Source organism: Gelidibacter maritimus (assembly GCF_014062315.1).
Lineage (GTDB): Bacteria > Bacteroidota > Bacteroidia > Flavobacteriales > Flavobacteriaceae > Gelidibacter > Gelidibacter maritimus.
In genome coordinates, this window is sequence record NZ_JACGLT010000021.1 from 17,720 (window position 1) to 38,224 (window position 20,505).

20 protein-coding genes and 1 tRNA gene are annotated in these 20,505 nt (G+C 38.5%); 17 read left to right on the top strand and 4 right to left on the bottom strand.

Going from position 1 to position 20,505, the window contains the following annotated elements; translation table 11 throughout:
- Positions 1 to 284 precede the first annotated feature (284 nt).
- From H3Z82_RS17810 to H3Z82_RS17820, 3 genes are all read left to right on the top strand, one after another.
- Positions 285 to 1,130, top strand: coding sequence for a transketolase (locus H3Z82_RS17810; RefSeq protein ID WP_182206854.1), 846 nt, complete (start codon positions 285 to 287; stop codon positions 1,128 to 1,130).
- A 169-nt stretch (positions 1,131 to 1,299) separates the two neighbouring features.
- Positions 1,300 to 2,256, top strand: coding sequence for a transketolase family protein (locus H3Z82_RS17815; protein ID WP_182206855.1), 957 nt, complete (start codon positions 1,300 to 1,302; stop codon positions 2,254 to 2,256).
- A 238-nt stretch (positions 2,257 to 2,494) separates the two neighbouring features.
- Positions 2,495 to 3,070, top strand: coding sequence for an outer membrane beta-barrel protein (locus H3Z82_RS17820; RefSeq protein WP_182206892.1), 576 nt, complete (start codon positions 2,495 to 2,497; stop codon positions 3,068 to 3,070).
- Positions 3,071 to 3,143: 73 nt separating this feature from the next.
- On the opposite strand, the gene H3Z82_RS17825 is transcribed toward H3Z82_RS17820, so the two are convergent.
- A complete protein-coding gene (locus H3Z82_RS17825) occupies positions 3,144 to 4,190 on the bottom strand; it encodes an FKBP-type peptidyl-prolyl cis-trans isomerase (protein WP_182206856.1) in 1,047 nt (348 codons plus the stop codon).
- A gap of 174 nt (positions 4,191 to 4,364) precedes the next feature.
- Between H3Z82_RS17825 and H3Z82_RS17830 the strand changes: the two genes are divergently transcribed.
- Positions 4,365 to 4,742: an RNA-binding S4 domain-containing protein gene (locus H3Z82_RS17830; RefSeq protein WP_182206857.1), complete on the top strand. Its 378-nt coding sequence runs from the start codon at positions 4,365 to 4,367 to the stop codon at positions 4,740 to 4,742.
- Between the two features lie 41 nt (positions 4,743 to 4,783).
- Entirely contained in the window at positions 4,784 to 5,287 is a 504-nt protein-coding gene (locus H3Z82_RS17835) for a phosphoribosyltransferase family protein (RefSeq protein WP_182206858.1), read from the top strand.
- On the opposite strand, the gene H3Z82_RS17840 is transcribed toward H3Z82_RS17835, so the two are convergent.
- Positions 5,279 to 5,797, bottom strand: coding sequence for a shikimate kinase (locus tag H3Z82_RS17840; RefSeq protein WP_182206859.1), 519 nt, complete (start codon positions 5,795 to 5,797; stop codon positions 5,279 to 5,281). The two genes, H3Z82_RS17835 and H3Z82_RS17840, sit on opposite strands and share 9 nt — an antisense overlap.
- A 125-nt stretch (positions 5,798 to 5,922) precedes the next feature.
- On the opposite strand from H3Z82_RS17840, the gene H3Z82_RS17845 reads away from it, so the two are divergent.
- The 3 genes from H3Z82_RS17845 (at position 5,923) to H3Z82_RS17855 (ending at position 8,137) form a co-directional block, all read left to right on the top strand.
- A tRNA-Lys gene (locus H3Z82_RS17845) sits at positions 5,923 to 5,995 on the top strand.
- A gap of 294 nt (positions 5,996 to 6,289) precedes the next feature.
- Positions 6,290 to 6,622: a hypothetical protein gene (locus tag H3Z82_RS17850; protein ID WP_182206860.1), complete on the top strand. Its 333-nt coding sequence runs from the start codon at positions 6,290 to 6,292 to the stop codon at positions 6,620 to 6,622.
- 21 nt (positions 6,623 to 6,643) lie between these two features.
- Complete coding sequence (locus tag H3Z82_RS17855) at positions 6,644 to 8,137, top strand: M28 family peptidase (RefSeq protein ID WP_182206861.1); 1,494 nt, start codon at positions 6,644 to 6,646, stop codon at positions 8,135 to 8,137.
- A 252-nt stretch (positions 8,138 to 8,389) separates the two neighbouring features.
- Here H3Z82_RS17855 and H3Z82_RS17860 read toward each other — a convergent pair whose 3' ends face one another.
- The gene (locus H3Z82_RS17860) at positions 8,390 to 8,776 is read right to left on the bottom strand and encodes an arsenate reductase family protein (protein ID WP_235982487.1); all 387 of its coding nucleotides are present in this window, start codon (positions 8,774 to 8,776) and stop codon (positions 8,390 to 8,392) included.
- A 417-nt stretch (positions 8,777 to 9,193) separates the two neighbouring features.
- Between H3Z82_RS17860 and H3Z82_RS17865 the strand changes: the two genes are divergently transcribed.
- The 8 genes from H3Z82_RS17865 (at position 9,194) to H3Z82_RS17900 (ending at position 18,723) form a co-directional block, all read left to right on the top strand.
- Positions 9,194 to 10,729, top strand: a complete 1,536-nt coding sequence (locus H3Z82_RS17865) for a catalase (protein ID WP_182206862.1) — start codon at positions 9,194 to 9,196, stop codon at positions 10,727 to 10,729.
- Positions 10,730 to 11,408: 679 nt separating this feature from the next.
- Positions 11,409 to 13,382, top strand: coding sequence for a monovalent cation:proton antiporter family protein (locus tag H3Z82_RS17870; RefSeq protein ID WP_182206863.1), 1,974 nt, complete (start codon positions 11,409 to 11,411; stop codon positions 13,380 to 13,382).
- 33 nt (positions 13,383 to 13,415) lie between these two features.
- Positions 13,416 to 14,234: a universal stress protein gene (locus H3Z82_RS17875; protein WP_182206864.1), complete on the top strand. Its 819-nt coding sequence runs from the start codon at positions 13,416 to 13,418 to the stop codon at positions 14,232 to 14,234.
- A 429-nt stretch (positions 14,235 to 14,663) separates the two neighbouring features.
- Complete coding sequence (locus tag H3Z82_RS17880) at positions 14,664 to 15,215, top strand: NADPH-dependent FMN reductase (RefSeq protein WP_182206865.1); 552 nt, start codon at positions 14,664 to 14,666, stop codon at positions 15,213 to 15,215.
- Positions 15,208 to 16,887, top strand: coding sequence for an FAD-dependent oxidoreductase (locus tag H3Z82_RS17885; protein WP_182206866.1), 1,680 nt, complete (start codon positions 15,208 to 15,210; stop codon positions 16,885 to 16,887). The genes H3Z82_RS17880 and H3Z82_RS17885 overlap by 8 nt, the downstream gene beginning before the upstream one ends.
- A gap of 107 nt (positions 16,888 to 16,994) precedes the next feature.
- A complete protein-coding gene (locus H3Z82_RS17890; protein WP_182206867.1) occupies positions 16,995 to 17,564 on the top strand; it encodes a YceI family protein in 570 nt (189 codons plus the stop codon).
- 17 nt (positions 17,565 to 17,581) lie between these two features.
- Entirely contained in the window at positions 17,582 to 17,977 is a 396-nt protein-coding gene (locus H3Z82_RS17895) for a nuclear transport factor 2 family protein (protein ID WP_182206868.1), read from the top strand.
- Entirely contained in the window at positions 17,974 to 18,723 is a 750-nt protein-coding gene (locus H3Z82_RS17900) for an SDR family NAD(P)-dependent oxidoreductase (protein WP_182206869.1), read from the top strand. Before H3Z82_RS17895 ends, H3Z82_RS17900 begins: the two co-directional genes overlap by 4 nt.
- Positions 18,724 to 18,947: 224 nt before the next feature.
- Here H3Z82_RS17900 and H3Z82_RS17905 read toward each other — a convergent pair whose 3' ends face one another.
- A complete protein-coding gene (locus H3Z82_RS17905; protein ID WP_182206870.1) occupies positions 18,948 to 19,310 on the bottom strand; it encodes a winged helix-turn-helix transcriptional regulator in 363 nt (120 codons plus the stop codon).
- 191 nt (positions 19,311 to 19,501) lie between these two features.
- On the opposite strand from H3Z82_RS17905, the gene H3Z82_RS17910 reads away from it, so the two are divergent.
- Positions 19,502 to 20,437 (top strand): DsbA family protein, encoded by a 936-nt coding sequence (locus H3Z82_RS17910; protein WP_182206871.1) that lies wholly within the window; start codon positions 19,502 to 19,504, stop codon positions 20,435 to 20,437.
- Positions 20,438 to 20,505: the final 68 nt, after the last annotated feature.

Here is a 20,505-nt window from a genome sequence, read left to right on the forward strand (position 1 = left end):
AGGTCTTAAATTTAAATTCCTATAAGTTGGAATAATTGGCAAAGATAAACATTGCAGCAATTAAGATACGGACCTCTTAAGAAAACTTTAAAAAATCTGTTGACGATGGCAGGTTTCTTTCCAGTTGGATAATTTTCGATCCTTACAAAGGCTACGCGCCCTTATAAAAACCAGTTTTGCAATTGTTAGCAAAACAGCAGTTATCGTTAATAAGTGCGCCAATTGTAACTTTGTTTCGGGGGTTAAAAAGACTACTTTTGCAGCGTAAAACTAACTTTTAGAAAATGTCAAACACACAACAATTAGAAGATTTAACAACACAGGTACGCAGAGATATTCTCCGTATGGTACACAAGGTGAATTCTGGGCATCCAGGAGGCTCATTAGGTTGCGCAGAATTTTTTGTAGCCCTTTATAATGAGATCATGGACCGAAAGGACACTTTTGACATGGACGGTATGGGCGAAGACCTGTTTTTCCTGTCTAACGGACACATCTCTCCTGTATTTTACAGCGTATTGGCAAGAGCAGGCTATTTTCCTGTAGAGGAATTAAATACGTTCCGATTGATTGATTCGCGTTTACAAGGGCACCCAACCACACATGAAGGCTTACCTGGTATTCGTGTAGCTTCAGGTTCGTTGGGACAAGGTATGTCTGTGGCCATTGGTGCTGCGCAGGCAAAAAAACTAAATAACGACTCTCATTTGATTTACAGTCTACACGGTGATGGCGAACTTCAGGAAGGCCAAAACTGGGAGGCGATCATGTATGCTGCAGGAAATAAGGTGGACAACCTCATTTCTACTATTGACCTTAACGGACAGCAAATTGACGGAGCAACAGATGACGTATTGCCATTGGGCAGTGTAAAAGAAAAATTTCAAGCGTTTGGATGGACCGTTGTAGAAATTGAACAAGGGAACGATATAGAAGCCATCTTAGAAGGCATGGCGGTTGCCAAATCAAAAACAGGACAAGGCAAACCTGTTTGTGTCCTTTTAAAAACGGTCATGGGGAATGGCGTTGATTTTATGATGCACACTCATGCATGGCATGGAAAAGCACCAAACGATGAGCAATTGGCCATCGGATTGGAGCAGAATGCGGAGACGTTGGGGGATTATTAAAAAAGTCAACAGTTGGCGGTCGGCAGTTACAGTCTGCAGCAAAAAATAGGATTGACTATTTAATATCACCTATATAAATCCCTTACCATTGTTGCTCAACACAAAATGGGAAGGGCTATAAAAAATCAAAAAAATAATTAAACAGATCCCCACTTTCGTGGGCATTACTATGAAAACATACACAAATACAGGAAATAAAGACACACGTTCAGGATTTGGAGCGGGATTGACAGAATTGGGGCAAACCAACGATAAAGTTGTTGCGCTTTGTGCCGATTTGATTGGCTCGCTAAAAATGGACGATTTTAAAAAGAACCACCCGGAGCGTTTCTTTCAAGTAGGAATAGCCGAAGCCAATATGATCGGGATGGCTGCTGGCCTTACCATTGGTGGAAAAATTCCTTTTACTGGAACTTTCGCTAACTTTTCAACTGGTCGTGTTTACGATCAAATCAGACAAAGCGTGGCCTACTCTGATAAAAACGTCAAGATATGTGCCTCGCACGCAGGATTGACTCTTGGTGAAGATGGCGCTACCCACCAGATTTTAGAAGACATCGGATTGATGAAAATGTTGCCGGGAATGACCGTCATCAACACCTGCGATTATAACCAAACAAAAGCGGCCACGATTGCCATTGCTGAGCATCAAGGTCCAGTTTATTTACGTTTTGGACGTCCTTCAGTACCTAATTTTACTGCTGAAGATCAAAAGTTTGAAATTGGAAAGGCAGTACAATTAACTGAAGGTACAGATGTGACCATCGTTGCTACTGGGCATTTAGTCTGGGAAGCTCTTGAAGCTGCTAAGGAATTGCACGAACAGGGCATTTCAGCAGAAGTCATCAACATTCACACCATCAAACCATTGGATGATGAGGCTATTTTAAAATCAGTCACAAAAACCGGATGTGTGGTTACGGCTGAAGAACACAACTATCTTGGAGGCTTGGGTGAGAGCGTTGCTCGTGTTTTGACGTTGAACCATCCTACACCACAAGAATTTGTTGCTACAAACGACACTTTTGGAGAATCTGGAACGCCAGCGCAGTTAATGGAAAAGTATGGCTTAAACAGTGCTTCTATCATTAAAGCAGCTCAAAAAGTCGTCCAGAGAAAAAAATAAATGGATTGCTGGATGAGTTCACTTTTAGAGCGATAATTACATCTCGTCAACACATTAATATCGATATTGGGCTTTCTTTATTTTAAAGAGAGCCTTTTTTGTTGGATGAATTTAAAACCCCATTGCCAAAATAAAATACATTTGGCAACGTTTTTGATTATATCGAACATCAAACTTAAAAACGATTATTATGAAAATCTTAAAAAAAATTCAGGAACAGTTCAAAAGTAAACATGGCATGAGCAAAAATTTGGTATTGGCAGGTTTTGCCTTAGCCGCATTTACCTTTTCCACTACTGCCCAGAATGGCGACGGCTTTGGAATCAAAGCGGGTTTAAATTATAATGGGAATGGCAAATATTTTGAATCTATTGAGGCCAATGCGAAAAACCCTGACAAAAACGTTGGATTCCATGTGGGCTTGTACGGTAAAATTGGTGACCGATTTTATTTCAAGCCAGAAGTGGTCTATACTCAAACCAAAAGTGAATACGGCAATGATGCTTTTAAAATGAAAAAAATTGATGCACCGATGTTAATTGGCGTTAAGGTTTTAGGACCTGTTAGTGTATTTGCAGGTCCATCGTTACAATACATTATAGACACTGAGTTTGAGGGCATCACGATTAACGACCTTGAGAACGACTTTACCGTTGGTCTTAACTTTGGTATCGGACTTAATTTCAACAGATTTGGCGTTGATTTAAGATACGAGAAGGGCTTGAACAAGAACCAAGCTACATTTGGAATTCCTGAAAGCAGGCTCGACACAAGGCCTGAACAATTAATCTTAGGCATATCGTTTGCTCTATAACATAAAAAAAGGCTATCGCATAAACCGATAGCCTTTTTTTTATCTATACCTGAACTATCAGGTTTAGATTGATTTATTCATCAACACTATAATCTATTTTAACATCATCCTGCAGATGATCAAAGACCCCATTATTATCAGAGTCTACATATTTCAAGGTTTTAATAGTAATGACTCCATTAGTTTCTGTACGACTTCTTAAAAACTCATGCTCTGCAAGCACCGGTTCTTCTTCGCCAATATTTGTATCGACTGTATAAGTCTGTCTGGTCATTTCATTTATAGTCAATACACGGTCACCATCATCATCAGGATCTAAAAAATTTGGAACACCATCACCATCGGTATCGTCGTCATATAGGTTCTTATTGCCATTCAGATCTTCCATATAAGAAGGAATCCCATCACCATCGTGATCCATAACCTCAGATTGGTATAGTTCAAAGGTAAAAATCAAATTGGAATAAGCAGGAATGCTGCCTTTAGGTTCACCATAATAACCTAATCCTGAAGGCAAGAACATCACTCCCAAACCATAATTAGTAAACGTTACCGTACCATCACCGTTTTCAACAAAGCCTTCAGCTGTTTTGAACTCCGGAATTACCTCCCTCCATCCAGGGATTAAAGTCATTAAATCAAACTCTATCGGCGTAACTGTGCCGTCAAAAGATGTTCCATTAAGAAGAGTTCCAAAATAATTCATTCTCACATTATCTGAGAAATTCGGATTTTCGCCACCCCCTTCATTAAGTTCTAAAATGTAATACTGATATTCGATCTCTTGATATGTTGTTGTCTTAGGATTGTCAATATCCACGGCCTCACTCAACATTTGGTTGTAATCAGGATCTGGCATATCCAAATAATTGCCACTGTCATCTTTAGGTAATTCGGTTATAACAATCTCAGAAATACTATGATCGTCAGACCCTAAAAAGTTACCACGGTTGTAATAGTGGGTTGTTAAATATTTTTGCAAAGAGTCAAAATCTGCCACTTGCTGTTCGGTACGGTCCCTTTCTGGAATCAGATCAATAGAATTATCGTCATCTTTTTTACAAGAAGACAATAGCGCTAAAAAACATAAAGTGGAGAGGACGTAGGTTTTTAATTTCATCAATTTAATTTTATTCATTTTCAAAAGCAAAACACAATACACTTAAAAATCATTAAATTGAGCTCACAAAATGGGCTATCAGAGAATGATTCAATATTGCTTATTTTTGCCGGCAAGATACGATAATATAATATGTTTGCACAACAACATTAACGTAGTTTTAAAAATTAAAATATGCGAATCGATAAATTTCTTTGGTGTGTCCGATACTATAAAACACGCACCCTTGCTACAGAAGCGTGCAAAAAAGGACATATCAAAATTAACGGGCAGGCAGCCAAACCCAGCCGGGAAGTTTATGCCACCGACCAGATTGAATTAAGAAAAAACCAAATTAATTACCAACTTACGGTCAACGATATTCCTCCAAGCCGTGTGGGGGCTAAATTAGTGGATATCTACATAAATGACACCACACCAAAAGAGGCCTTTGAAGCTCAAGAACTATTAAAATACTCCAAAGATTATTATCGAAAAAAAGGGACAGGCCGACCTACCAAAAAAGACCGACGCGATATTGATGATTTTTATGAGACCAATGATGACGATTAAAAAGAACGCTTTATTTATCTTTGAAAAAACAAGAACCAAAAATGACAACGTCAAAACAAACCATACTAAGCCATCAGGAGATCAATCATAAAATAAGACGCATTGCCTATCAGATTTATGAGAGCAATGTAGATGGTACTGAAGTCATTTTAGCGGGAATTGACAGCAATGGCTATATTCTTGCAGAAAAACTAAAGTCCAATTTGGATAAGATCTCCGATTTGAAATCGGTACTGTGCAGAGTAACCATTGATAAGAAGAACCCCCTCACTCCTATTACCACTTCGGTTGCGGCGTCAGATTATAAGAATAAATCCATTGTACTTATTGACGATGTTCTGAACTCTGGGAGCACGTTAATCTATGGTGTAAAACATTTTCTGGATGTGCCGTTACAACAATTCAAAACGGCGGTACTAGTCAATAGGAATCATAAAAAGTTCCCAGTCAAAGCTGATTTCAAGGGCATCTCCCTGTCCACTTCGCTACATGAGCATGTGGAAGTTGTTTTAACCGGTAAGACTTATGAAGCTTATTTAAAATAGAAGGCTCACAATTTCTTCTGCAATAGCAGAAATATTCTTGCCATCGGTATTAACCGTTTGATTGCTCTGGTTATAATAAAATGAGCGTTCAAAAAGATGTTTCCCAATAAACTCTGTCAATTCGTCATCAGATTTGAGATGCGCTATCAAAGGTCGGTGTGCTTTTTCAGGTGTTAATCTAGACACCAGATTAGGGATTGAACTCTTCAAATAAATACTATGTGTAGCATCAGCATTCAAAATGGTATCCATATTGTTGCCAAAACAAGGGGTTCCACCTCCAAGTGACAGAATAATATCATTACGCTGCAAAACCTCTTTTAAATACCTGTATTCAATTTTTCTAAAATAGATTTCACCTTTGGTTTCAAAAATCTGCGGAATGGTCAAGTTTTCCTTTTCCTGAATATAATCATCCAAATCTATGAATTCGAGATTGACCAATTCTGAGAGTTTCTTTCCAATAGAGGATTTTCCTGACCCCATATACCCAATTAAAACAATATTCATAAAACAGCTTATAAATTGATTCTTAAAAACATAGCCAATGGCCCAACAAAAAAACAAAAAATTTTTCAAAGAAAGGGTTTGATTATTAATAAAACCTTTTATATTTGCACCCTCATTGAGGAAATGACTCGATAGCTCAGTTGGTAGAGCATAACACTTTTAATGTTAGGGTCCTGGGTTCGAGCCCCAGTCGGGTCACACGGCGGAAGCGCCAAAACTGCAAAACCTTGCTAATTTAATTTAGCAAGGTTTTTTACTTTTGATTAAATAAATTGCTCTTCATCGCGGATCAATTTTCCCCATATATATTTCACAAAGCCCCCCAGATTCTCCTTTCAATTTAATTTTTACTAAATTCCCTTTTTAATCAGGCTCCTGAACCAATATTATCAACTTAGGGCTCATCTGATGCAACATTTAAATTAGAATCTCAAAACATAATAATCCATTGGTGGGAATGAGGTGGCTTTTTATAGGTGTAAAAACATGGTCATGAAACAATTCATCTTACATATATTTATTGGACTAACTTTTTTGGCCTGCTCAAAAGATGATGATGCAACAGATCGTGTTTTTGTTTTATATAATCAAACCTATTGTAGTGATCCGTGGGAACCCGTAGAAAACAAGCATAAATTGATAGACAGAATAAAGAATTATTTCGAGTCAGTAAATATTGGAATAGCCGATATAAAAATTGATAATAAAGGAACGCCGCAATTTTGTAACGCCTGTCATTGTTTAAGTGGCAATAGAGTTATTGCAACCGTCAGCAAGGATGATTTAGACGCCATAAAAGAATTTGGTTTTCAAGAATATAACTAACACAAATTTTAAACGATCAAAATGAAAAAATTAGCATTATTACTCGCATTTGGATGCGTTTTTACATTAACTGCACAAACTGAAATTGAAAAAGTATCTGAAACGACCAGCAAATCGGATATTGAAGGTCATATTTATTTTTTGGCTGACGATCTTTTAAAAGGAAGAGATACAGGAACCCCCGAACTTAAAATCGCAGCTTCCTATTTAGCTAATAGTTTTCGTCGTTATGGTGTGAAGCCAAACCCAAAAACAGGAACGTACTATCAAGAGGTTAAACTTAAACGTATAGCGCCTTCAAAAGATGCGTCGATCATCATAAACAACCAAACACTTACGGATTACGTCCTACTCAATGCTGATGCAATGTCAGCAAACCAGGACGCTATATTTTTAAATCATGGTCTTGCCGATGATTATAAAGGAAAGGATGTAAAAGGTAAAATAGCCATTATAAAGGCGGGTGGCCCTCAAACCAACGATACGAGAGCTGCATTACGATTGCGTCAAACCAAAGAAAAGCTTGCCAAAGACAACGAGGTAACGGCTATCATAGAATTATTAGACGCTGACGACGAAACTTGGAGTTTTATAGATCATAATTTTAATAGATCAAGGTTAGCCATTGACTTAGGTGAGAGCGATAAAAGTGCGAGCAAAGAAACAGCTTATGTTTTGGTTTTAGATAAAGATGGAACCATGGCCGAACAATTTAGTGCCGCCAAAACCCTAAATTCAAAAATAGTTATTGGCGATAAACATGAAGAATCTGTAATTTCCCAAAATGTCATTGGTGTTATTGAAGGCACAGACCCTCAACTTAAAAATGAATACATAATTTATTCTGCCCATTATGATCATCTTGGTATTGATCAGCCGGATAAAACAGGTGACAGTATTTATAACGGAGCCAGAGACAATGCAGTAGGCACCACCACGGTGCTGAGCATGGCTAAAAACCTAGCGAAATATCCAACAAAACGCTCGGCTTTATTTATACTGTTCACAGCGGAAGAAAAAGGCCTATTGGGAAGCAGTTATTATGTAGAAAACCCAGTCTTACCATTACATCAGATGGTATATTGTTTTAATAGTGATAATGCAGGTTATAATGACACTTCCGTAATTTCGGTGATAGGGTTGACCAGAACCTCTGCTGAAAACAATATTATAAGTGCCGCTGAAGCAGTTGGGTTAAAGGCAATTGAGGACCCCGCAAAAGAGCAGGGCTTATTTGATAGAAGCGACAACGTGAACTTTGCCAAAAAAGGAATTCCAGCCCCCACCTTCTCTTTGGGCTTTACTTCGTTTGATGGGGATGTTACCAAATATTACCATCAACCCGGGGACGAAGCAGATAGTTTAGATTATGATTATTTGCTGAAATTCTTTAAAGCTTACGTATTAGCAGGTCGTAAGATTGGTAATGATATACAGACACCGAGATGGAATGAAGGAGATAAATATGAAGAAGCATCAAAAGCACTTTATCAAGCAGAAGCTGTTAAGAATTGATCTGCGTGTTAAATATATTGATAACAATGGCTTATAAAAGCCATTCCCAGATGACGTTCATTATTTAATTGGCACTTCTTTTAATTCAAAGGCATTATCTACAATATTCAAGAACACCAAAATAAGTTCAACTCCTGCAACATTTAGATTTTAGGATTACGGTAGATTTAAAAATTAAGGTTCATCATTAAAGACGGCCATTGCATACCCTCAACCTGCAGTTTTGATCATCACACTATACGAAACAGCGAATCATATGCGAATGATATCCGTTGGTGTTTCTACAAGAATAGTTTTGTTGCCCCGCAAAGCGATAGGCTGTTTCATAATTTCAGGGTGGTTTTGTATCACAGTGATCCAATCTTCAGAATCGAAACATTGTGCAGTAAACTTTCTTCTGTATTTGTAATGATCCTGATTGACCATATCGGGAATAGTAATGCCCAAACGCTCTGCCAGTTCAGTAATTTGAGTCCCTGTCAATGGAGTTTTTAAGATGTCAACTTTTTCTAAAGGGAGGCCGTGTGTTTTGGCATAAGCCAACGTCTGTTTACCTTTTTGAGATGTCGAATTATAGTACAGGGTAATCTGTCCATCTGATGTGGATATAACGCCCATATTACTTTGAGATCCTTGCATTTTTACTGTATTTGTAAAAGTTAGATGATTTAACTGAAAATACCTTATCACGATTATAAATCCAATCCTTATTTATTTCAATTGAATTATTCTTGGTCAGGTTTTCAGCTAAAGTAATGAAATATTCCTAATCCCAAACCAACCTTTATCATTAGAGTCGTCATGCGGTTGTCTGTAATCAATGCTTCCAATCAATTTTCACATAATTATTTTGGTGCATTTATCAAGGTCATTTCATTTGACTTCTCACCTATTTTATTGAATCTTAGCAGAGGAAGTCCCTGACCAAGTGATAACCTTCTTCTCTATTATCGTCGCTTCCAATTAAACTGCCGTTAAAATTTTTAAAGTCCTCGTTCAAGTAATAGAAAAATTGTAACTTGATTCGCTAATCAACTAATTTAAATTTAAAAAGCAATGGAAGATAAACACTCAAAAAAAGAAGATAAAGACACCAAGCTAACAAGACAGACCGGAGCTCCGGTTGGTGATAATCAAAATGTACAAACTGCTGGCCCACGTGGACCGATGTTAATGCAGGATGCTTGGTTTCTCGAAAAGATGGCCAATTTTGACCGTGAAGTCATCCCAGAAAGGAGAATGCACGCCAAGGGTTCAGGTGCTTTTGGAACGTTTACGGTAACGCATGATATATCAAAATATACCAAAGCTAAGATATTCAGTGAAGTAGGTAAACAGACTGAAATGTTCAGTCGATTCTCAACTGTTGCTGGCGAACGTGGTGCGGCCGATGCTGAACGGGATATCAGAGGTTTCGCTCTTAAATTTTACACCGAAGAAGGTATTTGGGATCTGGTTGGAAACAACACACCGGTATTTTTCTTTCGCGACCCAATGAAATTTCCAGACTTGAACCGCGCTGTAAAACGCGACCCAAAAACCAATTTGAGAAGTGCCAATAATAACTGGGATTTCTGGACTTTACTCCCAGAAGCATTACATCAAGTGACCATCATCATGAGTGATCGCGGCATTCCAAAAGGCTATAGAAATATGCACGGGTTTGGAAGTCACACCTATAGTCTTATCAACAATGACAATAAAAGACATTGGGTGAAATTTCATTTTGTAACACAACAAGGTATAGAAAATTACACTGATAAAGAGGCCGCGCAATTGGTTGGAGTTGACCGAGAGTCCTCCCAGAGAGATCTATTTGACGCTATTGAGAGAAAAGATTTCCCAAAATGGAAAATGTTTATTCAAGTGATGACAGAAGAAGAGGCTAAAACATACCGCTTCCACCCCTTCGATTTGACGAAGGTTTGGTCTAAAAAAGACTTCCCACTCATTCCTGTTGGAGAGTTTGAGCTAAATAATAATCCTGAAAATTATTTTCAAGATGTAGAGCAAGCTGCCTTCAACCCTACAAATGTTGTTCCAGGCATTGGATTTTCGCCAGATAAAATGCTTCAAGGACGACTTTTTTCTTATGGAGATGCACAGCGCTATAGACTGGGAGTCAATCATTACCAAATTCCTGTTAACAAACCAACGTGCCCGTACCACTCCAACCATAGAGACGGAACCATGCGCGTAGATGGCAATCATGGTGGCACTATTCATTACAACCCTAACAGCTATGGTAAATGGCAAGAACAACCAGATGCAAAAGAACCACCTTTAGAATTGGACGGCTCAGCCTATGCCCATAATTTTAGGGACGATGATGAAGATTATTTCACACAGCCAGGCGATTTGTTCCGCATCATTAAAGCGGATGGAAAGGATGACGCATTGTTCAAAAACACTGCGGCACAAGTGGGTGGAGCAGAGAAGTTTATTCAAATCCGTCATATTAGAAACTGCTATAAAGCAGACCCAGAATATGGAGAAGGTGTAGCAAAAGCACTCGGTCTAACCATGGACGAAGTCAACAGTTTTGACATGACACCTTATGATAAATGGGCACCAAGACCTACTAACGGATAATTTTCCTAAAACCATAAATTAATGCGAAATACATTGCCATCTTTCAAACCTAGGGTTGATGGCAATGTTCGTCGCATGTGTACCGCTTCCTAAATTACTATTTGTTACCTCTAAACAATTTTTCTGGTTTATAAGTATCAAATATCAGACGGACCAAATTCTTTTTTGACTTATATGTATTTGCATGATGCCCTCATAATTCCTTCGGTAGATTACTAAAATATTGAGATCGTTCTGGCTAAAAGGTTCTTCACGGAGATGGATAGCAAGATTAAATAGGTTAATTGGCTCACAGAACCAAGAACTTAAGTCGAAAAAACGAAATGATCCGGGCAAGTAATGATCGGGGCAGATATCAACCCTCATTTTGGCGTCGGTATTCGGTCCAAATTGAAACCTCTACCACAATAGAGCCACTTGGCCTATAGCCAATGTACAATGTTTCGGCGCTATTTCCGCATACTGAGTAGAACAGGAATTATGAAATTCTACTACCAAATCCATACCGATACTTCTTTTATCAACAAAATAAACTCAAAATTGAGGACATTTTAAATATCCAATCTATTCATATTTAATTGTCATTAGTTTATCTTTAGCAGCTCCTAATTTTTTAAACAAAAATAGGTTTGTTGAAAAATCAGGCCAACCAAATTAAATACAAGAATAGCTAAAACGTATGCCATTATTACAAGATATACTTATCCTTTTAGCCTTTTCAGTCGTCATTGTTTTTGTGCTGCAACGGTTAAAACTTCCCTCTATTATCGGTTTTCTATTAACAGGCGTCATTATTGGTCCGTATGGATTAAGTCTTATTAAAGCGGTTGAGCAAGTAGAAATTCTGTCAGAGGTGGGTGTCATTCTGCTGCTCTTTGTTATTGGAATGGAACTGTCCATTAAACAGTTGGTATCCATTAAAAAAACTGTTTTTATAGGTGGCTTTTTACAAGTAGGACTTACTGTAGGTGTAGCTGGCCTTGTTTACTATTTTTTAGGAAATTCGTGGAATGAGTCTGTATTTGTTGGTTTTCTATTTTCATTATCAAGTACTGCAATCGTTTTAAAAACATTACAAGACCGTCAAGAAATTTCGGCTCCTCACGCCAGAAATGCTTTAGCTATTTTAATTTTTCAAGACATTATAGTTGTACCTATGATGCTAGTAACGCCAATGATTGCAGGTGAATCTAGTGACGTTACCATGGATATTTTAATGTTATTGGTTAAATCGGCCATTGTGGTTGTACTTACTTATGTCAGTGCCCGATATATTGTACCGAGACTGATGCACGCCGTGGCAAAAACCAACAGTAAAGAACTTTTTCTTTTGGTCACGATCACCCTTTGTTTTGCTATTGCTTTTTTAACAGCAGGGATAGGCTTATCGTTGGCATTGGGCGCATTTATTGCAGGTCTTATTATTTCAGAATCGGAATATAGCCATCAAGCCACAAGTATAATTCTGCCATTTCGTGAGCTTTTTACCAGTTTCTTTTTCGTGTCCGTTGGAATGTTGCTGGATTTAAGCTTTTTCCTAAACAATATTCCTATCATCCTACTTTTGGTATTTATTGTGCTTATCTTAAAATCTTTGGTTGCGGCCATTGCCGTCGCTATTCTTAAATATCCTACCAAAACTGCGCTCTTAACGGGCTTGGCGCTTTTTCAAGTTGGAGAATTTGCTTTCATACTTTCTAAGATAGGTATCAAGTTTAATCTATTAACAGCACAAACTAACCAATACTTTTTATCCGTTTCTATTGTATCAATGATTTTAACGCCATTTGTTATAATGTTTTCAGAGCCTATTGCTGACAAAGTTTTGGGTGTTAAGAAAAGATTAGGTCTAAAACGAGATCTGGAATCAAGTGGTATTGAAGACATTGTAGAACCACAATTAGAAAATCATCTGGTCATTATTGGGTACGGAATAAATGGTAGCAATCTAGCTAAGGCAGCCACGTCCAGCAACATTCCTTTTATTGTCATAGAGACCAATGCGGAAATTGTCAAGCGAGAAAAAGCGAAAGGTTTGCCCATCATTTTTGGGGATGCCACAAATGACCATATTCTTGAAACCGTCCACCTTTCAAGAGCCAGAGCAGCTGTAATTGCTATTTCTGGAAATACGGATACGCAAAACATCATTAAAAAGATACGCTCCATCTCTGATTCATTATATTTAGTAGTACGGACAAGATATGTTAAAGAAACTTCAGAACTATTGGCCTTAGGTGCTGATGAAGTAATTCCGGAAGAATTTGAAACATCCATACAAATATTTGAACACATCCTGCACAACTTTCTTGTTCCTGAAGGCGACATTGTCCAACTTATCCATAAGGTTAGAGCTGACAATTACCAAATGTTTAAAGGTGATTTAAAAGGTCCGAAAACCTATAGAACCAGTGAGATGGCCGATTTCAATATTAAAAGTTTACGCATGAGATCAGATAGTAATAAATTTATAGGTAAACCTTTGAGAGAAATGAACCTAAGAGGACTTTATGGCATAAATATATTGGCCATCAAAAGAAAGGATAAATTATTGGAAAGTTTACAACCGGACGAAATAATAAAACAAGGAGATATTATTTATATTCAAGGTGCCCAAAGTAAGGTAGAAGAGTTTTATAAACTTATAAACTAAAACAAATTGTACAACACAATAAAATCTTAAGAAATGAACAAACGGTTTATAGTACTCATAGACTTTTCAGAATATTCGAGCAATCTGATCAAGTATGCTTGTGATTGGAGCCAAGAAATAAATGCCAAAATTCTTCTGCACCATCAAACTCATGCGTTTTTACCGGCATTTGCAGAAAATGACGCAAGAGAATATCTTATTCGACAAGCTAATGACAAAGCACTCGAAAAACTTACAAAGCTGGCCAACGACCTAATTCCAGAAACTATTGAGGTTGCGTACTATGTTTCTGAAATCGATTTTCATCAAACTTTGCCCAAACTATTAGAAGAACCTTTTGAGAATTTAGTATTCATTGGTCTAAAAGGTACGGGAATGCTAAAAAAACTATTTCTTGGGAGTGTCGCCCTTCGGATCATTGGCAATACAGAAAACACGGTGGTGGCAATGCCTAAAGGGATCAATTCCTTCTCACACGAAAAAATATTCGTGGCCGTGGGAGAGAAAAAACCTCTCAATATACAGCAATTGGATAATTTTCTTGAGTTCATTGACCATAAAAACACGAGCATAACCTTTTTCCATTTGGCGAAACCAAACGAAGATACTAACCTTATAAAAGAACAGTTGCAGAAATTATCGGATACTTACGCCGATAAGTTTACTACAAACTTTGCTATTTACGAAGCCAATAATCGGGTATACGGTATAAAAGCTGTTATCAACAACAAAATTGATGAAATCCTGATTGTTCAAAAAGGCTCACGAATATTGACCGATCAACTTTTTAGCCGATTTTTGATTAATGAGCTCGTTTACGAAGGTCAAACCCCTTTAATTATTTTACCATAAAAACTCAAAATCATCTATAGGCACAAAAAGTATAGCTTCCATTGAAGATTATTGCCTTCATGAGATTATAGAGTTAAAGTCGTACTGCTACATGTATGACATCAACAGGGTGCCAAGAATGCTTTATAATTGATAGACACCCAGCCATCCCAACATTTATATTTTTAAAATTAACCCAAATGATGTAGGTCATTGCCATTGCGAGAGATGCAACCTATATTAGTGGTATTAACGTTTGATTCTCAAACTTTAGTAGTGTTTGAGATAGAACAGAAACCTCGGGGTATAACAATACTCTGGTGGGAATGATACGGAAAAATCAAATGTTAAACTACTTATAAATTATAATTAAATAAATTTAGTGGTTAATGAAATTCTTATCTTAGTGAGAAACTGAAACCAAACATATCACCTTTAAAAATTAACTTTATGAAAAAACACAACATCGCGGTTATCGTAGGAAGTCTTCGTAAAGAGTCCTTCAATTTAAAAACAGCCAAAGCAATGATGGCAATGGCACCAGAGTCCTTTAACATGGAGTTTTTGGATATAACAGGTCTTCCAATGTTTAATGAAGACTTAGAAGCAAATCCACCGAAAGAATGGGTAACCTTGCGCGAAAAAATTAGAGCCGCAGATGGCTTTCTCTTCGCTACACCCGAATACAACCGTTCGGTTCCAGGGGTTTTAAAGAATGCAATTGATGTAGGTTCCCGTCCTTATGGAGAAAATTCGTGGGATGGAAAACCAGCTGCTATCGTTAGTGTTTCCATTGGTACCATAAGCGGTTTTGGAGCCAATCATCATCTAAGACAGTCGTTAACTTTTGTTAATGTACCCGCCATGGCACAGCCAGAGGCCTACATTGGAAATGCGGCAGCACTTTTTGACGATGATGGAAAGTTAATAAACGATTCCACCAAGGACTTCTTGAAAAGCTTTATGGGTGCTTTTGAAAAATGGATGGACACGCATGCATAGCAAAGATGATCGTGAACGGCGTAGCGCAGAATATAAGCGCAGTTATCCCACGGCGTTTCCGCGGTTGGATGAAGATCAACTGGCAGTTCTCGAAGAGTTTGCCCAGCGTAAAACGTATGGTGATGGCGAGTATTTACTTCATGCTGGCGGTACTGAATTCAAATTCCATGTTATTAAAAAAGGGCGTGTCGAAATCGTTGACCGCTCATCGGGTACGGTCCATACGGTTTTAATTCACGAACCTGGGGAATTTACCGGCGACTTAGCAAATCTGGCTGGTAGAGCATCAAATGTAGATGCAGTAGCCTTGGGTGAAGTGGAAGTTTACGAAATTTCCAGGACTAATTTCCAGCAGATTATCAGTGAGCGCCCTAACTTAAGTGACCTGATTTTACAAACTTTCATCTCCCGTTCGGGTGCGCTGGTTGGGCGTAAAGGTTTTACTGGTCTTCGCGTCATTGGGTCGCAATACTCAAGGGATACGTTTCGCATCCGCGATTTTCTATCCAAAAACAGCGTGCTGTTCACTTGGATTAACGTCGAGGCTGATGTTCAGGTGGACGAGCTGTTAAAACAGTTCCAGATTCAACCCGAAGAAACTCCAGTTGTAAGCTATGCCGATGACTGGATGTTGCGCAACCCGACCAACAGTGAACTCGCTAAAAAAATCGGTCTTAAAAGTGTTAGCAATTATGATACGCTCTATGACTTAGCCGTTGTTGGCGGTGGCCCGGCAGGTTTGGCCGCAGCGGTTTACGCTGCGTCTGAAGGATTGAATACCATTGTCCTGGAGCGCATCGCACCCGGTGGGCAGGCAGCGGGAAGTGCGAAAATTGAAAATTATCTCGGCTTTCCTACGGGGTTATCAGGTGCTGAACTTGCTGAACGCGCTACCCTTCAGGCTCAGAAATTCGGGGCGTTGCTATCAACGCCCGCCCAAGTTACAAAACTGCACTTCAAAGGCAAGTTTCCGGTATTGGAACTAAAGGGAAACGAGAAGATTACCGCCAAGGCTCTATTAATAGCAAGTGGTGCCAATTATCGCAAGTTGCCAGTGTCCGGGCGCGAAGGTTTTGACGGTACAGGCGTATATTATGCCGCAACTCCCATGGAAGCCAAGATGTGCTCCGGCGGACAGGTGGCTGTGATTGGAGGTGGAAATTCGGCAGGACAAGCGGCAATCTTTTTGTCTGAGCACGTGCGTCAAGTTTTTTTATTGATTCGGGGTGATAATCTGCCAGAAACAATGTCTCACTATCTGCTGCAACGTATTGAAGAAACCCAGAACATCGAGGTTTTAACCCACACTGAAATTTCTTCAATGCACGGAACGACGCATCTGGAAAATGTGGAACTCATCAATAATATCAGTAACGAAAAACGCGATCTACCGGTCGACGCGGTGTTTTCGTTTATCGGAGCCAAACCATGTACCAATTGGTTGCCCGACGAAATCAAAACCGATGCCTATGGTTTCGTTCTTACCGGACCTGAAGTGGCACGCACCTCACAGTGGAAATTGCAGCGACAGCCTTTTTGGCTGGAAACTAGCCGCCCAGGAGTTTTCGCAGCGGGCGATGTGCGCGCCAATTCCGTGAAACGAGTCGCTTCTGCAGTAGGTGAAGGTTCAATGGCCATTCAATTTGTACATGAATATCTCAAAGAAGTTTGAGCAAACATTAAAAATTACCTTCGAAATGAATTCGAGGGAACTATAAATCGTGAGGACAACCAAATGGTTTCCTCCAAAATAATTTAAAACTTTAAATATTAAAAATCATGAGAAAATTCTTAACATTAATTGCATTAGTTTTATTTACAGCAAGCGCATTTGCACAAACACAATGGAAGGTAGACCCTTACCATTCGTCATTAAACTTCAACATTTCACATTCTGGAATTAGTATTGTGAATGGAAAATTCCAGGAGTACACAGGTCATCTAACTACCAATGACGAAGCGCTTACGGACGCCAATTTTGATTTCAATATCAAAGTATCTAGTATCGACACCAGTGTAGAAAACAGAGATAATCATCTGAGAAGTGCCGATTTCTTTGAGGTAGAAAAATACCCAAACATGACTTTTAAAAGCACGAAAATTTTAGCAACAGGTAAGCCGAATGAATACCTATTGTACGGGAAACTGACCATAAAAGATGTTACTAAAGATGTGATATTTGATGTGCATTACGGTGGAACGGTCACAAGCGACAACGGTCAAAAATTGGGCTTAAAAGCCACAGCGACCATTAATCGCTTTGATTACAATATCAATTATGACCCAGCCGCTGCCGGTATTGGAAAAGATGTAAAGATCGTGGCGCACCTGCAATTTGCAAAACAATAAAACTGAAACTGTTAGAAATGAAAAGTTCAGCAAAAGCAGTAGTAGAAAAAATGTTCTCTGCCTTCAGCAGTGGTGATGTGGAAAAATTCGTAGCCACAGTTTCCGACGACACCGTTTGGATTTATCACGGCACCCATATTATTCCTGCTGGGTCTTTTGAAAAAAAGGAAGGTGTGAGAACATTTTTTACCAATATTATGGAAAGAACCGAAATCATCAACTTTAAACCTCTACAATATATTGTTGAAGGCAACATGGTTGTGGTCATAGGTAAAGAGCATCAAAAAGTAAAACGATCCGGCAGGGAATTGAAACAGAATTGGGTTCAAATCTATACCGTCGAAAATAATTTGATTACGAAGATGGAAGAATTTGCAGCCTCGGAAGAGGTAAAAGAAAAAAATATAAAATGAAAAAATTAGAAAATAAAATCGCTATTATCACTGGAGCAGGTTCTGGAATAGGACGTGCAACAGCACTCTTGCTAGCAAAAGAGGGCGCCAAGGTTGTCGTTTCAGACATCGATGAAAAAAATGGCAAATCGGTAGTAAGTGAAATTGAAAAAGCGGGAGGTGAAGGATTCTTTATTCAATCCGATTCTTCCAAGGCCGAAGGTCACGAATCATTGGTTGAAGGTACCTTGAAGAAATATGGTGGCCTGGACATTGCGGTAAACAATGCCGGTATAGGTGGCCCCATTGCTCCTACTGGAGAATATCCATTGGATGGATGGCAAAAGGTAATTGACATCAACTTATCAGGAGTGTTTTACGGACTCCGTTACCAGATTCCAGCAATGCGTCAAAAAGGCGGTTCGATCATAAACGTAGCCTCTATTTTAGGCCAGGCAGGTACACAAGGTTCACCAGCCTATGTTGCCGCAAAACATGGTGTAGTAGGTTTGACAAAAGCGGCAGCTTTGGATTATGCTGACCAAAATATTCGAATAAATTCCATTGGTCCTGGGTATGTCAAAACACCTTTGGTAACCAACGCTCTTGATGACGAAACCATGGATGGGCTCGTAAGTTTACATCCCATCGGAAGATTAGGCAAATCAGAAGAAATAGCAGAACTGATCCTGTGGCTTGCTTCTTCTAAAGCATCATTTGTCACGGGTGCATATTATCCCGTAGATGGCGGCTATTTGGCACAATAAGATCAATAACCTCGTGGACCCATGCACCCAGCACGGAAGGCAGGTCTACGAGGTATATATAAGAAATTGATTTTTTCAAGCGAAACGAGCCTTGGAGCAAGCCTATTGGTGGAAATAGATTTATGAGTGATGAGTGAATTTAAATTACTCGTAAGCTTAACGCCCTACAGTCCATTTGTTGTAGTTTAAATATAATGGTAGTGAGATTTTATAAAATGATCCACTCATTTTGAACCGTGAATTGACTGTCTATAGGCAATGCCCCACTTTGTCAGCTCATCGATAAGTGGTGCGAGCGTGGCACCGTATTCAGTAACTGCATATTCAACAGTTATTGGTTTTGTATTCATAACGGTTCGGCTGACCAAATGGTTCATTTCCAAATCTTGAAGTTCTTTGGAAAGCATTTTACTGCCAATACCGTCAATTTCTCTCAACAGGTCCATAAATCCAAGTTTATGGCCTTCCATGAGCGTACCTAAAATATGGAATTTCCATTTTCCTGATAAGATGCTCATCGTATCGCTGATGGCCTGCATTCTAACCTGGCAAACTGGAGTGTCATTTATGACCGCTTTCTTTTTCATTGTTCTAATTATTTTTGAAAGTATTAAATTAAACGTAAAATCCTCAATGGTAGTATCCAAATGGAAAGTGCTTTCTAAAAGAAATTACATATCAAATATACACTTATTTTCCGTATATTTGTAATAATCAGTCAACAGCGAAGAAATAAGAAAGAAATGTTGAATGAAAAGAATATTTAAAACTTAAAATTATGAACAACGAGACCTTAAAAAATAACCCGCTTATATGCGACATAGAAACTGGAATGTGCGAAACCACAGATAGTACGTCTGAAAGCACATCTGAAAACAAAGTTTCTTCAGATAAAAAATCCGTCCGAATCATTTATTATACGGATCCAATTTGCTCTTCTTGCTGGGGCATTGAACCTCAACTACGAAAACTTAAGTTAGAGTATGGAGATGCCGTTGAAATCGACTACAGAATGGGTGGTTTATTACCGGATTGGAATTATAATAGCGGGGGCATAAGTTCTCCTTCAGATGTTGCTAGCCATTGGGATGAAGTGAGTATTCATTACGATATGCCCATAGACGGAGATTTGTGGTTAGAAGATCCAATGGATTCTTCTTACCCTTCATCCATTGCATTCAAAGCTGCACAATTACAAGATAATCAAAAGGCTATTTCATTTATGCGTGAAATGCGCGAAATGATGTTTTTAAAAAAGAAAAACATGGCGAAATGGGAAAATTTGGCCATTGCCGCTAAAAAAGTTGGATTAAATGTAGAACAATTAAAAACGGATTTTGAAGGTAAAGCCAAGAGCTTATTCCAAGAAGATTTAAAATTGGGACAAGAATTGGGGGTAAGAGGATTTCCAACCATGTTTTTTGTTGATGATGCTGGTAATCAAGAAACCGTTTACGGCACCAGACCTTACGCTTTTTATGAGATGGCCATTTTAAAATTGAATCCAAACGCAACGAAAAGTGAATATAGTAAGAATTGGGAAACATTATTCTCTATATATCCAACGCTTACCGCAAAAGAGTTTTCTAAATTATCAGGAACCCCAAGAAGCGAGAGCGAAAAACAATTAAATGAGCTTGCCGAAAATGGCAAATTAGAGAAGCATACGACAAAAAATGGTTCTATTTGGACCATCGAAAATCTGAACTCCTAATTTACAGATTACTCATTAAGGTTAATTTGGACGATTAGGTGGTATTTAAAATATAATAAAGATAGAAT

What these genes read in the sequence shown, in the direction of transcription:
- H3Z82_RS17835 (WP_182206858.1), top strand. Translation starts at nt 4,784, where the DNA reads ATGACAACGTCAAAACAAACCATACTAAGCCATCAGGAGATCAATCAT.
- H3Z82_RS17855 (WP_182206861.1), top strand. Translation starts at nt 6,644, where the DNA reads ATGAAAAAATTAGCATTATTACTCGCATTTGGATGCGTTTTTACATTA.
- H3Z82_RS17870 (WP_182206863.1), top strand. Translation starts at nt 11,409, where the DNA reads ATGCCATTATTACAAGATATACTTATCCTTTTAGCCTTTTCAGTCGTC.
- H3Z82_RS17810 (WP_182206854.1), top strand. Translation starts at nt 285, where the DNA reads ATGTCAAACACACAACAATTAGAAGATTTAACAACACAGGTACGCAGA.
- H3Z82_RS17820 (WP_182206892.1), top strand. Translation starts at nt 2,495, where the DNA reads ATGAGCAAAAATTTGGTATTGGCAGGTTTTGCCTTAGCCGCATTTACC.
- H3Z82_RS17895 (WP_182206868.1), top strand. Translation starts at nt 17,582, where the DNA reads ATGAAAAGTTCAGCAAAAGCAGTAGTAGAAAAAATGTTCTCTGCCTTC.
- H3Z82_RS17880 (WP_182206865.1), top strand. Translation starts at nt 14,664, where the DNA reads ATGAAAAAACACAACATCGCGGTTATCGTAGGAAGTCTTCGTAAAGAG.
- H3Z82_RS17830 (WP_182206857.1), top strand. Translation starts at nt 4,365, where the DNA reads ATGCGAATCGATAAATTTCTTTGGTGTGTCCGATACTATAAAACACGC.
- H3Z82_RS17860 (WP_235982487.1), bottom strand. Translation starts at nt 8,776, where the DNA reads ATGCAAGGATCTCAAAGTAATATGGGCGTTATATCCACATCAGATGGA.
- H3Z82_RS17815 (WP_182206855.1), top strand. Translation starts at nt 1,300, where the DNA reads ATGAAAACATACACAAATACAGGAAATAAAGACACACGTTCAGGATTT.
- H3Z82_RS17850 (WP_182206860.1), top strand. Translation starts at nt 6,290, where the DNA reads ATGAAACAATTCATCTTACATATATTTATTGGACTAACTTTTTTGGCC.
- H3Z82_RS17840 (WP_182206859.1), bottom strand. Translation starts at nt 5,797, where the DNA reads ATGAATATTGTTTTAATTGGGTATATGGGGTCAGGAAAATCCTCTATT.
- H3Z82_RS17890 (WP_182206867.1), top strand. Translation starts at nt 16,995, where the DNA reads ATGAGAAAATTCTTAACATTAATTGCATTAGTTTTATTTACAGCAAGC.
- H3Z82_RS17875 (WP_182206864.1), top strand. Translation starts at nt 13,416, where the DNA reads ATGAACAAACGGTTTATAGTACTCATAGACTTTTCAGAATATTCGAGC.
- H3Z82_RS17900 (WP_182206869.1), top strand. Translation starts at nt 17,974, where the DNA reads ATGAAAAAATTAGAAAATAAAATCGCTATTATCACTGGAGCAGGTTCT.
- H3Z82_RS17885 (WP_182206866.1), top strand. Translation starts at nt 15,208, where the DNA reads ATGCATAGCAAAGATGATCGTGAACGGCGTAGCGCAGAATATAAGCGC.
- H3Z82_RS17865 (WP_182206862.1), top strand. Translation starts at nt 9,194, where the DNA reads ATGGAAGATAAACACTCAAAAAAAGAAGATAAAGACACCAAGCTAACA.
- H3Z82_RS17825 (WP_182206856.1), bottom strand. Translation starts at nt 4,190, where the DNA reads ATGAAATTAAAAACCTACGTCCTCTCCACTTTATGTTTTTTAGCGCTA.
- H3Z82_RS17910 (WP_182206871.1), top strand. Translation starts at nt 19,502, where the DNA reads ATGAACAACGAGACCTTAAAAAATAACCCGCTTATATGCGACATAGAA.
- H3Z82_RS17905 (WP_182206870.1), bottom strand. Translation starts at nt 19,310, where the DNA reads ATGAAAAAGAAAGCGGTCATAAATGACACTCCAGTTTGCCAGGTTAGA.